The organism is Pseudomonas sp. AN-B15 (assembly GCF_019056475.1).
In the GTDB taxonomy this organism is placed as follows: Bacteria; Pseudomonadota; Gammaproteobacteria; order Pseudomonadales; family Pseudomonadaceae; genus Aquipseudomonas; species Aquipseudomonas parakoreensis.
The window spans coordinates 103638-116318 of sequence record NZ_CP049737.1; the positions used below are offsets into that span (position 1 = coordinate 103638).

The 12681-nt window shown below is 60.3% G+C and carries 13 protein-coding genes; 3 read left to right on the forward strand and 10 right to left on the reverse strand.

What is annotated here, in order from left to right:
* Window positions 1-10: 10 nt before the first annotated feature.
* Together GTQ41_RS00495 and GTQ41_RS00500 are read right to left on the reverse strand one after the other, a co-directional pair.
* Window positions 11-604 (reverse strand): hypothetical protein, encoded by a 594-nt coding sequence (locus GTQ41_RS00495; RefSeq protein WP_047297467.1) that lies wholly within the window; start codon window positions 602-604, stop codon window positions 11-13.
* Complete coding sequence (locus GTQ41_RS00500; protein WP_047297468.1) at window positions 570-1310, reverse strand: SURF1 family protein; 741 nt, start codon at window positions 1308-1310, stop codon at window positions 570-572. The genes GTQ41_RS00495 and GTQ41_RS00500 overlap by 35 nt, the downstream gene beginning before the upstream one ends.
* A gap of 71 nt (window positions 1311-1381) precedes the next feature.
* On the opposite strand from GTQ41_RS00500, the gene GTQ41_RS00505 reads away from it, so the two are divergent.
* On the forward strand, window positions 1382-1585 hold the full coding sequence (locus tag GTQ41_RS00505) for a twin transmembrane helix small protein (protein ID WP_041073718.1): 204 nt from the start codon (window positions 1382-1384) through the stop codon (window positions 1583-1585).
* A 7-nt stretch (window positions 1586-1592) separates the two neighbouring features.
* Here the strand turns inward: GTQ41_RS00505 and GTQ41_RS00510 are convergent, their stop codons facing one another.
* The 4 genes from GTQ41_RS00510 to coxB all read right to left on the reverse strand — a co-directional run bounded on the left by GTQ41_RS00510 (window position 1593) and on the right by coxB (window position 5983).
* Complete coding sequence (locus GTQ41_RS00510) at window positions 1593-2480, reverse strand: cytochrome c oxidase subunit 3 (RefSeq protein ID WP_047297469.1); 888 nt, start codon at window positions 2478-2480, stop codon at window positions 1593-1595.
* Between the two features lie 25 nt (window positions 2481-2505).
* Complete coding sequence (locus GTQ41_RS00515; RefSeq protein ID WP_047297470.1) at window positions 2506-3057, reverse strand: cytochrome c oxidase assembly protein; 552 nt, start codon at window positions 3055-3057, stop codon at window positions 2506-2508.
* Window positions 3058-3186: 129 nt separating this feature from the next.
* Complete coding sequence (gene ctaD, locus GTQ41_RS00520) at window positions 3187-4773, reverse strand: cytochrome c oxidase subunit I (RefSeq protein WP_041074772.1); 1587 nt, start codon at window positions 4771-4773, stop codon at window positions 3187-3189.
* 82 nt (window positions 4774-4855) lie between these two features.
* Complete coding sequence (coxB, locus tag GTQ41_RS00525; RefSeq protein ID WP_047297471.1) at window positions 4856-5983, reverse strand: cytochrome c oxidase subunit II; 1128 nt, start codon at window positions 5981-5983, stop codon at window positions 4856-4858.
* Between the two features lie 370 nt (window positions 5984-6353).
* On the opposite strand from coxB, the gene GTQ41_RS00530 reads away from it, so the two are divergent.
* Window positions 6354-7004: a hypothetical protein gene (locus GTQ41_RS00530; protein WP_047297472.1), complete on the forward strand. Its 651-nt coding sequence runs from the start codon at window positions 6354-6356 to the stop codon at window positions 7002-7004.
* Between the two features lie 124 nt (window positions 7005-7128).
* Here GTQ41_RS00530 and GTQ41_RS00535 read toward each other — a convergent pair whose 3' ends face one another.
* From GTQ41_RS00535 to GTQ41_RS00545, 3 genes are all read right to left on the reverse strand, one after another.
* On the reverse strand, window positions 7129-8655 hold the full coding sequence (locus GTQ41_RS00535; protein WP_047297473.1) for a SulP family inorganic anion transporter: 1527 nt from the start codon (window positions 8653-8655) through the stop codon (window positions 7129-7131).
* Window positions 8656-8745: 90 nt separating this feature from the next.
* The gene (locus tag GTQ41_RS00540) at window positions 8746-9477 is read right to left on the reverse strand and encodes a carbonic anhydrase (protein WP_047297474.1); all 732 of its coding nucleotides are present in this window, start codon (window positions 9475-9477) and stop codon (window positions 8746-8748) included.
* Window positions 9478-9715: 238 nt separating this feature from the next.
* The gene (locus GTQ41_RS00545; RefSeq protein ID WP_047297475.1) at window positions 9716-10774 is read right to left on the reverse strand and encodes a PA0069 family radical SAM protein; all 1059 of its coding nucleotides are present in this window, start codon (window positions 10772-10774) and stop codon (window positions 9716-9718) included.
* A 225-nt stretch (window positions 10775-10999) separates the two neighbouring features.
* Here GTQ41_RS00545 and GTQ41_RS00550 point away from each other — a divergent pair, with 225 nt between their 5' ends.
* Window positions 11000-11302 (forward strand): hypothetical protein, encoded by a 303-nt coding sequence (locus GTQ41_RS00550; RefSeq protein ID WP_047297476.1) that lies wholly within the window; start codon window positions 11000-11002, stop codon window positions 11300-11302.
* Between the two features lie 73 nt (window positions 11303-11375).
* Here GTQ41_RS00550 and GTQ41_RS00555 read toward each other — a convergent pair whose 3' ends face one another.
* Window positions 11376-12677: a cytochrome c gene (locus tag GTQ41_RS00555; RefSeq protein WP_047297477.1), complete on the reverse strand. Its 1302-nt coding sequence runs from the start codon at window positions 12675-12677 to the stop codon at window positions 11376-11378.
* Window positions 12678-12681: the final 4 nt, after the last annotated feature.

Here is a 12681-nt window from a genome sequence, read left to right on the forward strand (position 1 = left end):
GACGATGCCCTTATCCGATGTTCGACAGTTTCAGCAGGTGGCGCAGGTCGTTGAGCAGATCCTTGCCCTTCACGCTCGGGTCGTAGCGCAGTACGAGATTGCCGTGCGGGTCGATGATCCACAGCTGCGGCACGGCCTTGTCGCCAGTGGCTTTGCTCAACGCTGCGGTGTCCAGCGGGTAGCGTTGCAGTTGCGGGTATTCGCGGCTCAGTTTTGCTTCGTAGTCGCTGCTCAACGGTTGGGCAGTGGCGAGGGCATGGCTGGCGCGTCCGGCATCGCGACCGAGACCGATCTGAATCTGCCGGGCGAGGTACACCAGTTGCTGACAGTCCACTGCGCAATCTTTCGGCGCGGTCACCAGCATCTGCCAGCGTTGCTCATCGGCCTGCACGCCGAGGTCGGCGCGGGTCTGGCCATTGCCGATCAGTTCGCCGTGATAGCTGCGACCTTCCGGCACCCAGAACTGCAATTTGTACATGCCGGTGGCAAGGATCATCGGGCCCACTACGCCGAGCACAATCAGCAACAGCTGGATCCGTCCACGGCGGCGGGTGGCCGGGGTTTTCGCCTCAGACATGCTGGGTGGATTCATGGCCGTTCCCATGGTGGTTCTCCTTTGCGTTGTGCAATCCAAGGTAGAGGTAGAGACCGAGCAGGGCGGTGGCCATGGCGAACCACTGCACGGCGTAACCGAGGTGTTTTTCCGGACCCATGGCCACGACCGGCCAGTCGGCCTCATAACTGGCGGGACCGGGTTCGGCGCGCAATTCATAGGCGAAGCCCTCGCGATCGAGGGTTTGCCACAGTTTGGCCGGCTCCACGGCGGTGACGGTTTGCGGCCAGGTGCTGCTGGCCGGGTCGGCGTGCAACTGGAAGGTCGCGCCGGGGGCGACGTACACCCAGGCGTCCAGACTCACGGCATCGACGGGGGTGGAGAATTGCGGCGTTACCCGACGGTCCGGCCACGACAGCCAGCCGCGATTGACCAGCAGCCACAGGCCGCTGGCCCGATCCTGAAACGGTTGCAGCAACTCGATGCCAACCTTGCCGTTACGCTGACGGTTGTCCAGCAACAGGCTGTGAGCGCTATCGAACTGACCATATAGATGAACGCGGCGAAAGGCCGGGTCGGCGCTGTGCAGTAATTCGCTGCTGGCCATCGGCTCGGCTGCGCGCCGCTCGGCATAACTGGCGAGCAGGGCGGTTTTCTCCGCGCCCCGTCCTAGTTGCCAGAAGCCCAGCGACACCAGCAACGGCAGCAACAGCGCCACCACCACGGTCGGTATCACGCCCGGGCGGAAGCGCTTCATGGCCGCGCCATAAAGGCAGTCGTCGCGATCGCTATACTCAACTGCATCGCCTGTCCCCCGGAGTTCTTCCCATGCTCAAAGCAGCCATTGTCGTGCTGCTGATTGCCACGGTGATCAGCCTGTTCAGCGGCCTGTTTTTCCTGGTCAAGGACGACAGCAGCTCCAATCGTCTGGTGATCGCCTTGAGTGTTCGGGTGGCCCTGGCCGCTGCCACCGTCGGCTTGATTGCCTGGGGCTTCTACAGCGGCCAACTGGTGTCGCACGCGCCTTGGTGATCAGTGCTCAAAGCACATAAACGAAGATGAACAAGCCGATCCACACCACATCGACGAAGTGCCAGTACCAGCTCGCCGCTTCGAAGCCGAACTGATGCTCGGCATCGAAATGGCCCTTCATGATGCGCATCAGCATTACGAACAGAATGATCGTGCCGATGGTCACGTGGGCACCGTGGAAACCGGTGAGCATGAAAAACGTCGCGCCGTAGATGCCCGAACCCAGGGTCAGGCCCAGTTCGTGGTAGGCGTGCATGTATTCCTCGGCCTGCAAGGCAAGGAAGCCGCAGCCCAGCAGCACAGTGATCGCCAGCCAGACTTTCAGCGCGCCGCGATGGCCCTTCTTCAAGGCATGGTGGGCGATGGTGATGGTCACACTGGAGCTGACCAGCAGAATCGTGTTGATCAGCGGCAGGCCCCACGGGCTGATGACTTCTTTGGGCGGCGGGAACAGTTTCGGGTCAGGCGTGTGCAATAGCGGCCAGGTGAACTGGAAGTTCGGCCAGAGCATGTGGGCGATGCCTTTTGGCCCTTCGCCCCCCAGCGCCGGGCCGGAAATATGCCGCACGTAGAACAGCGCACCGAAGAAGGCGATGAAGAACATCACCTCGGAAAAGATGAACCAACTCATGCCCCAGCGGAACGAGCGATCGAGCTGCGGGCTGTACAGCCCGGCGCGACTTTCCTTGATCACCGCGCCGAACCAGCCGAACAGCATGTACGCCAGCAACAGTCCGCCGACGAAAAAGATCAGTGGCCCGTGGGATTCAGGGCGCGCGGCCTTCAGATCGTTGAACCAGGTCGCCAGGCCGTACACGGTGACGAACATCCCCACCGTGGCGACGATCGGCCATTTGCTCTGGGCCGGAACGTAATAGTGCTCATGAGTTGCCATTTATTGTTCTCCTTATCGGGCACGCTTAACCGCCAGTGTTTGCAGCCACCGGAGGATGTCGGGCGGTGATATCGAACAGCGTGTAGGACAGCGTCAGGTGCTTCACGTCCTTGGGCATGTCGCGGTCAACGATGAAACGCACCGGCATCTCGATCTGCTGACCGGGCTGCAGCACCTGCTGGGTAAAGCAAAAGCATTCGGTCTTGTGGAAATACGCTGCCGCATTGCTTGGCGCGATGCTCGGCACGGCTTGCGCACTCATCGGTTTATCGGTGGGATTGCGCGCGACGAAAATCATCTCGTTGACCGCGCCGGGGTTGGCGGTCAACTCATCGTGTTTGGGGTAGAACTCCCACGGCATGTCGATGTTGTTGGTCGACAGAAACTGCACGCGCACTTGCCGCGAACTGTCCACCACCTGCTCGCCCTCGTACTGCCCGGCAGTTTTGCCATTGATGCCGAAGGCCTTGCACATCACGTCGTAGATCGGCACCAGGGCAAAGCCGAAGACAAACATCGCCACCACCACGCCGAGCAGGCGGGTGACCAGTTTCTTCATCGAGATCGAGTCAGCCATGATTTTTGCCCTCGGCCGAGAACCCTGTGGGAGCTGGCTTGCCAGCGATGCAGCCGACGCGGTGTTTCAGGCAGGCCGCCATCGCGGGCAAGCCCGCTCCCACAGGAGTTTCCACAAGGCAGAAAGTGTTCATTTCACTTCCGGCGGCGTGGTAAAGGTGTGATATGGCGCCGGTGACGGCACGCTCCACTCCAGGCCCTCGGCGCCGTCCCACGGTTTGGCCGGGGCTGGCGCGCCGCCACGAATGGTCTTGATCACGATGAACAGGAAGAAGATCTGCGTGGCGCCGAACATGAACGCGCCGATCGAGGAGACCATGTTGAAGTCGGCGAACTGCAGGTTGTAGTCCGGAATCCGTCGCGGCATGCCCGCCAGTCCCACGAAGTGCATCGGGAAGAAGGTCAGGTTCATGCCGACGAATGACAGCCAGAAATGCAGCTTGCCGAGGGTTTCGTCATACATGTGCCCGGTCCACTTCGGCAGCCAGTAATAGGCCGAGGCGAAGATGCCGAAGATCGCCCCCGGCACCAGCACGTAGTGGAAGTGCGCGACCACGAAGTAGGTGTCCTGGTACTGGAAGTCCGCCGGAGCGATAGCGAGCATCAGCCCGGAGAAACCGCCGATCGAGAACAGGATCACGAACGCCACGGCGAACAGCATCGGCGTCTCGAAGGTCAGCGAGCCTTGCCACATGGTGCTGGCCCAGTTGAACACCTTCACCCCTGTCGGGACGGCGATGAGCATGGTCGCGTACATGAAGAACAGCTCGCCCACCAGCGGGATGCCGACTACGAACATGTGGTGCGCCCAGACGATGAACGACAGGAACGCGATGCTCGCCGTGGCGTAGACCATCGAGGTGTAGCCGAACAGCGGCTTGCGCGAGAAGGTCGGGATGATCTGGCTGACGGCACCGAAGGCCGGCAGGATCATGATGTACACCTCGGGATGCCCGAAGAACCAGAACACGTGCTGGAACAGCACCGGATCACCGCCACCGGCGGCACTGAAGAAACTGGTGCCGAAGTGGATGTCCATCAGCATCATCGTCACGCACCCGGCCAGCACCGGCATCACCGCGATCAGCAGGAACGCGGTGATCAGCCAGGTCCAGACGAACAACGGCATTTTCATCAGGGTCATGCCGGGGGCGCGCAGGTTGAGGATGGTGGCGATCACGTTGATCGCGCCCATGATCGAACTGATCCCCATCAAGTGGATGGCGAAGATGAAGTAGGTGACGCTTTCCGGCGCGTAGGTGGTGGACAGCGGGGCGTAGAACGTCCAGCCGAAGTTCGGCCCGCCACCGGCGGTGAACAGGGTCGAGACCAGCAGCAGGAACGCCGCGGGCAGCAGCCAGAAGCTGAAATTGTTCATCCGTGGCAGGGCCATGTCCGGCGCACCGATCATCAACGGGATCATCCAGTTGGCGAGGCCGACGAACGCCGGCATCACCGCCCCGAATACCATCACCAAGCCGTGCATGGTGGTCATCTGGTTGAAGAACGCCGGTTCGACGATCTGCAACCCGGGCTGGAACAGCTCGGCGCGGATCACCATGGCGAACGTGCCGCCGAGCAGGAACATGCAGAATGCAAACCACAGGTACAGCGTGCCGATGTCCTTGTGGTTGGTGGTCAGCACCCAGCGCATCAGGCCTTTGGCGGGGCCGTGGGCGTGGTCGGCGTGACCGTGGTCATCGATGACAGCGCTCATGGCCGGTCTCCTTTACGTGAGTGGACTGGGCGGGCCGGGGCGCGCGGCCCCGACCGATTGACGAAGTACGCGGTAGACCGGCTCATTTGCTTTCCGCCTGTTTGAGCTCAAGCACTTCTTTTGGTGTGACCATGTCGCCTTTGTTGTTGCCCCAGGCGTTACGTTCGTAGGTCACGACCGCTGCGATATCGACTTCCGACAACTGCTTGCCGAATGCGGCCATAGCGGTGCCGGGTTTGCCGTGGAAGACAATGCTCAAGTGGCCTTCTTTCGGCCCGGTGGCGATTTTCGAGCCCTTGAGCGCCGGGAACATCGGCGGCAGGCCCTGGCCTTCGGCCTGGTGACAGGCGACGCAGGTGGTGTGGTAGATCTTGTCGCCGCGTTCCTTGAGCTCGTCGAGGGTCCATTCCTTGCTGGTCAGCTCCTTGAGCTGTGCGGCTTCGGCTTTGCGCTCGGCCAGCCACTTGTCGTAGTCGGCCTTCTCCTTGACGTCGACCACGATCGGCATGAAGCCGTGGTCCTTGCCGCACAATTCGGCGCACTGCCCGCGGTAGAGGCCGGGCTTGTCGATGCGCGTCCAGGCCTCGTTGACGAACCCGGGGATCGCATCGCGCTTGACCGCGAAGGCCGGCACCCACCACGAGTGGATGACGTCGGCGGAAGTCACGAGGAAGCGCACCTTGGCGCCGACCGGCAGCACCAGCGGCTTGTCGACTTCGAGCAGGTAGTGCTCGCCCTTGGCTTCCTTGTTGTGAATCTGTTCGGCGGGGGTGGCCAGGTTGCTGAAGAATTCGACGTCCTGGCCCAGGTATTTGTAGTGCCACTTCCACTGATAACCGGTGATCTGGATATCGATATCCGGCTCACTGGTGTCGTACATGCGGATCAGGGTGGCGGTCGCCGGAACGGCCATCGCCACCAGGATCAGCAGCGGCACGACGGTCCAGAGAATTTCAACGGTGGTGCTTTCGTGGAATTTTGCGGCGACCTGCCCGGTCGAGCGGCGATGCACGATCATCGACCAGAACATGGCACCGAAGACGATGATCCCGATCACCACACAGATCCAGAAAATGGTCATGTGCAGGTCGAATACTGCGTGACTGATTTCAGTCGCTCCAGGCGCCATATTCACAGTCCAGGCCGCCTGGGCCGGGCTGAAAATCGACCACAACAGGAGGCCCATCCAGACGTGTGGATGTCGCATCATTGCGGGTTCCCCTTATCGTTCTTGTTATCCCGTAGGCGCAACGCCTTCGGCAAGGGAGCGGCTGCATCAGACTACGAACTTGAATCGCCGGGCCTTGCTGCGTGGGCAGTCGGGCGTCATCAGCTAACTCCATTCAATGGCGAGTATAGACAGCCGTCGGGAATTGCAATGTCGTGGCGTTAATGTTCTGAAACAGCCGGGACTTGCGCTAAAGGGCACGAATGGAGAAGGATGCAGACGAGTGGTGGCGAACCGATATAACGCTGCTGCATCAAGGATGAAATAATTATGACAAATGCGTCTTAGCATTTTTCGTAAGCCAGCTAACTTATGTCTTCCCTATTTCATTGCCTTGTTCCCTGGAGTTTTCATGAACACCGCCGCATTGCGCGAGCAGATCCAAAAAGCCCAAAAACACGAGAAGGAAACCGGCCTGCTGACCCGTCAGCTGGAAAGCAAACTGCCTCATTTACACCCGGCGATCCAGTTGCCGGAAGCCGACGCCCAAGGTGTGCTGACGCGTTTTGTCGCCGCCTACATCGATGAAGTGCCAGATCTGCTGGATGCAGCCAATGAAGTCGCCAGGGAAGCGGGAATCGAATCGCAGATCAAGCCGGTGCTGAAAATAGCCGAGCAGTATTTCCTCCAGCCGCCGGCGATCATGTCCGGGCATGTTGGTCTGGACAGCCTGCTGGACGAAGCCTATCTGGCGCACCGCTTTGTCGAAGAGGTCAACGATCTGTACATCAAGCATTTCGGCCAGCCACTGATCCCCTTGGACATGACGGTCGCCAATCTGATTGCTCACCAACTGATCGGTGAGGAATTTGCCAATCAACTGGACGAAGCCGTGCATCACGCCATCGACGAGATGCTCGACGACGAGAGTTTTGCGCTGGAATCGGTAGAAGCCTACCGCGACAAACTGAGCAGCCCGGACACCGGTGCCGCCTGGAAGCGCTGGCCGTGCATGGGCCGCCGCCTGGGCGTTGGCCTGGAGCTGGATCAGCCCGCTGCCTGAGTTACACACAATCCAATGTAGGAGCTGCCGCAGGCTGCGATCTTTTGATGTTGTTTCTAACAATCAAGAGCAAAAGATCGCAGCCTGCGGCAGCTCCTACAGCGGTTGAGTTCACCCCGCAGATTTAACCGGCAGCGCCGATGCCTGTTGTTGTGCGAACCCGTCCCTCCAACCGCCGCTTCAACCCGCGCGACTCGATCAACAGCTTCGACCCCTTCGCCGCATTCGCCCGGCCCCATTCCTCCAGCAACTCCAGACACGAATGGTCGATGTAGCTCAGGTGATTGAGCGGCACATGCACCGTTGTGCCCGCTGGAATGCTGCCCAGCACCTGAGTCAGTGCCGGTACCTTGAGAAAGGTCGCCGCGCCTACCAGACGCAACTCCATCTCACCGTCCTGCGGCAGGTCGATCAGGCTGATCTTCAGGCGCGAAGCCTTGAACGCCAGTTTCAACATCGTCAGACCGAAACCGATCAACACACCGGTCAGCAGGTCGGTGAAGATGATCGCCAGCGCCGTGGCGGCGTAGGTGAACATCGGCATCCGCCCGTAACGGCCCAGACCGCGAAAGGCCTTGAGATCCACCAGTTTGAAACCGGTGTACACCAGCACGCCTGCCAGACTCGCCACCGGAATGCTTTGCAGCACGCTCGACAACAACAGCACGAACGCCAGCAGCCACAAACCATGGAAGATCGTCGAATAGTGGGTGGTTGCGCCAGCCTGGACGTTGGCCGAACTGCGCACGATCACCCCGGTCATCGGCAGCGCACCGACCAGTCCGCAAAGCATGTTGCCGACGCCTTGCGCTGAGAGTTCACGGTCGAAGTCCGAGCGCACACCGCTGTGCATGCGATCTACTGCTGCTGCAGACAGCAGGGTTTCGGCGCTGGCGATGAACGCCACGGCGAAAGCCGCAATCAGCAGGGTTGGGTCAGCAAGGCTGAGCAAATCCGCCGGTTTCAGCCAGTCGATGGCTTCGGCCAGATTGGCCGGCACCTCGACCCGTTTCACCTGCAACGCCAGCAGCAGGCTGGCGCCCGTGACCAGGCCAACGCCGAGCAACGCACCGGGAATGAAGCGCAGCGAATGCGGACGGAATTTTTCCCAGAGCCACATCACCGCAATGGTCGCCAGCCCGAGCAATCCGGCCTGCCAGCCAAATGACGGCAAGGCTTGCGCCACCGCGCCGGGGAACGCTGTGAGGTTATCCAGACCCGAGGGCTGCGGCTTGGCATCCAGCATCACATGCACCTGCGACAGAACGATCAGCACACCGATCCCCGCAAGCATGCCGTACACCACCGCGGGCGCCGTCACCCGAAACCAGCACCCAAGCTTCAAACGCCCGGCCACCAGCTGCAGGAAACCGGCGAGCAGCAGAATCGGCCCGAGCATCTCGATCCCGTGCTGGCGCACCAGCTCGAACACCAACACCGCCAGTCCCGCCGCCGGCCCGCTGACTTGCAACGGCGAGCCCGCCAGCCAACCGACCACCAGACCACCAATGATCCCGGTGATCAGGCCTTTGGCCGGTGGCAACCCGGAAGCAATCGCAATACCCATGCACAGCGGCAGGGCGACCAGAAACACAACCACCGAAGCCAGCAACTCCCGTGGCAGAACCGCTTTCAATTGAGCAGCACGCATGGTGACTCTCCCGAAGTTTTCTTCAGGCGTGGCTTCGCCGCACCGCTGAAACAGCGGCCGGCGTCAAACCACACAGATTTTTAGGAGGATTTAGAAGCGCGCTTTGGGCGTCGCCACCGGAATCGGATGGCTGCCGTCGAGCGGCAGGAAGCGTCCCTGATCCGCGTCGTAAGCTTTGATTTCGCTGGTTTCGATGTTGTAGACCCAGCCATGGATGAACAGATGACCGTTCGCCATGCGTGAGGCTACCGAAGGATGGGTACGCAAGTGCTGCAGTTGGGCGATGACGTTCTCCTCGGTGAGGATCGGCATGCTTTCTTTTTCGTCGGTGCAGTTGCAGTTGTCATGCACCATGGTCTTCGCCACTTCCGCATGGCGCAGCCAGGCTTTGACTGTCGGCATTTTTTCCAGGCTGTCCGGATTGAGCACTGCGCGCATGGCGCCGCAGTCGGAGTGGCCGCAAATGATGATGTGTTGCACGCCCAGCGCCAGTACCGCGTATTCGATGGCGGTGGAAACGCCGCCGTTCATCTGGCCATAAGGCGGTACGACGTTGCCCACGTTACGGGTCACGAACAGATCGCCCGGCGAGCTCTGGGTGATCAGCTCGGGCACGATGCGCGAGTCGGCACAGGTGATGAACATCGCCCGTGGCGATTGCGCCGTGGCGAGTTTCTTGAAGAGTTCTTCCTGTTGCGGAAAGACCTCATGATGAAAATGCAAAAAGCCGTCAACGATCGTTCGCAGCGCTGCATCGGCGGATTGCGCCCCAGGGACGGCTTGCGCCGACGCAGCCAACGGCTGTTTATCCTTGTCACTCATGATTCATCCTCTTTGGCGGATTCGGGGAGTCATTCCCGTGTATTCCGGTATGAAGCCAGTGGCTGTTTAAAACATCCGGGCCATCCCGACCCGTCAGTCACTCGATGAACAAGGTAGCCGCCGAAACTTAACTGAAACTGAATCAAGCGCTCTAGAACGTGTGTTCCAGGTCACAAAAAACGTGACTGAGGGTTACGGCGGAAGGATTCCAGCCCCTCAACCACAGGGCCAATTGTCGCTAAATCAACGACATCTGGCGACCCGGTGGACAGAAGGCGCTGCAGTCGAGGTCATAGCCCTCGCGATGATTGAGGTCGAGACGCTTGATCGTTTTGGCAAAGCGTTGCGCGAGCAAGTCGGCGAACGGCCCTTCGCCGCGCATCCGTGCACCGAAACGGCTGTCGTAAAGCTCGCCGCCACGGCTCTGGCGGATCAGGCTCAGGACATGGGCCGCGCGCTGCGGATAGTGCGCGTGCAGCCACTCCTCGAACAGCGGCGCCACCTCCAGCGGCAGGCGCAGCATCATGTAGGCGGCACTTTGCGCACCCGCCGCATGCGCCTCGGTCAGCAGGCTTTCGATTTCGCTGTCGTTGATCATCGGAATCATCGGCGAACACAACACCCCCACCGGAATGCCCGCTTCGCGCATCACCCGGATCGCCCGCAACCGGGCCTTGGGTGCCGCGGCACGGGGTTCGAGGATGCGTTTGAGTTCATCGTCCAGCGTCGTCAGGCTGATCATCACCGCCACCAGCCGTTGTTGCGCCAGTTCCGTGAGCAGATCGAGGTCACGCAGGATCAGCGAGCCCTTGGTGACGATGGTCACCGGGTGCCGGTAGCGCAGCAGCACCTCGAGGGTCTGGCGGGTGATCCGGTGTTCACGTTCGATGGGTTGGTACGGGTCGGTATTGGAGCCGAGGTTGATCGGCGCGCATTGATAACCTTTTTTCCCAAGCTGTTCTTCCAGCACCTGGGCGGCGTTGGTCTTGGCGATCAGCCGGGTTTCGAAATCCAGTCCCGGCGACATGTCCCAATAGGCGTGGCTCGGTCGCGCATAGCAGTAGATGCAACCGTGCTCGCAGCCGCGATAGGGATTGATCGAGCGATCAAAGGGCAGGTCCGGCGAAGTGTTGCGGGTGATGATGGTTTTTGCCGTTTCGATCATCACTTCGGTGTTCTGCGTTTCGGGCACTTCCTGATACCAGCCGTCGTCCTCGGCCACCGAACGGTTCGGCGCGAAGCGGTTGTGCGGGTTGGTCGCAGTGCCGCGACCACGAGGAGGCAAGGGCGTGTGCATCGCAAGTGTCCTGATTGCTGTATGTGCATACAGTATCGCTGGCGCGAGAAACAGCCAAGTGCCGTTCGGCGATTCGGTGCACGAACACGGATTCTGTGATTCATGGATTTATATATATTTATCGCAAACCGAAGACACATCTTTCAACTGGAAGTACAACTTGCAATGTCGTTATTATTCGTCTTGTTGTCTTTCTGTTATTCAATATTTTAAAAGGAATTAAACGTGTCTTACTTTAACCATCGCGGCATCTTTTTGCAGAAACTTGGTCCGACTCCGGTTGATCCGGATGAAGTACTGGTGTCCATGCAGTTTGCGCAGAAGCAATCTGGCTGGGACGCAGAAAACGCCGTGTCGACCGACTCTCTGCTGGATTCGCGGATCATCATTGCATCGTCCTATGACGGTGGCGAAACGTTCGATGTCAGTAATGAAAAAGATGTCGATGGGGATGGTGATATTGATGAAGATGATAAAGCCAAGTTGCTGGCGCTGGCCAAGGCTTATGTCAGTATCATGAATCCATAATCTGGTCAGGCGTCAGCTTAGTTGTGATCTGAACAAAAAGCCCTGCCCGTATTAAATACGGGCAGGGCTTTTTTTAGTTGCTGCGGGTTACCTGACCAAGATCATCAGCCGAGGTGGTGGTCATGTCGCTGGTGCGTAGATGACGGACCTCGTCTGCGCTCACCGGGGCGCCTTTGTTGCCCCAACTGCCACGGATAAAACTCACCACGTCCGCCACTTCCTGATCCGACAAGCGCCAGGCGAAGCCCGGCATGGTGAAGGTCGATGGCGCGGTGTGGGTGGCCGGCAGGGTGCCGCCCTTGAGCACGATATGGATCAGCGAGGTCGGGTCTTCCGATTGCAGCACCGGATTGCCCGCCAGCGCCGGGAACACCCGGGTGTAGCCGTGGCCGTCGGTACGGTGGCAGGCCGCGCAGTTGTCGATGTACACCGCTGCGCCGCGTTGACTGTCGTCGCCGTTCCACAGGGCTTTGGCGGCTTTCTCGTCGTACTGGTGCGGCTGATCGTTCGGATCAACTGCCGGCAGTGACTTGAGGTAGCGGGCAATGGCGGTCAGGTCGGCGTCGGTCATGTATTGCATGCTGTGAGTCACCACATCGCTCATGCCGCCGAACACTGCGCTGCGGTCGCTGCGTCCGGTCTTGAGGAACTGCACCAACTGCGCTTCGCTCCAGCTGCCCAGGCCATCCTTGTGATCACCGCGCAGACTTTTGGCGATCCAGCCTTCCAGCGGCGCACTGCCGGCGAGGAAGCTCTTGCCATCTGCCGCGCTCAGGGATTTCTCCTGCATGGTCAGGGCTCGTGGCGTATGGCAGGCGCCGCAATGGCCGAGGCCTTCGACCAGATAGGCGCCGCGGTCGATCACCGGGTCGTCCGAAGTGGCCTTGTAGTCCTCGACTTTCGGCGCAAACAGCCAGCGCCAGCCCATCAGCGGCCATCGCATGCTCAGCGGCCATGGGATGTCGCTGGCCTTGTTCTCCTGCGCCACCGGTTCAACGCCGTGCATGAAGTAGGCGTACAGCGCCTGCATGTCGGTTTCGCTGACCCGGGCGTAGGACGGATACGGCATCGCCGGGTACAACGTACTACCGTTTTTGGCGACGCCGTGGCGCACCGCTTGGTCGAAGTCCTCGAAGCTGTAATCACCGACGCCGGTTTTGTCCGGGGTGATGTTGGTCGAGTAGATCGTGCCGATCGGCGTTTCCATCGGCAGGCCGCCGGCGAACGGTTTGCCGCCCTTGGCCGTGTGGCAGGCCACGCAGTCACCCGCGCGGGCGAGGTATTCGCCTTGTTTGATCAACGCCTGATCGACGTCGGCGGCGTGCACGGCAGCACTGCCGAGCAGGGCCAGGGTGGCGATAACGAGATTGTTCATGGTC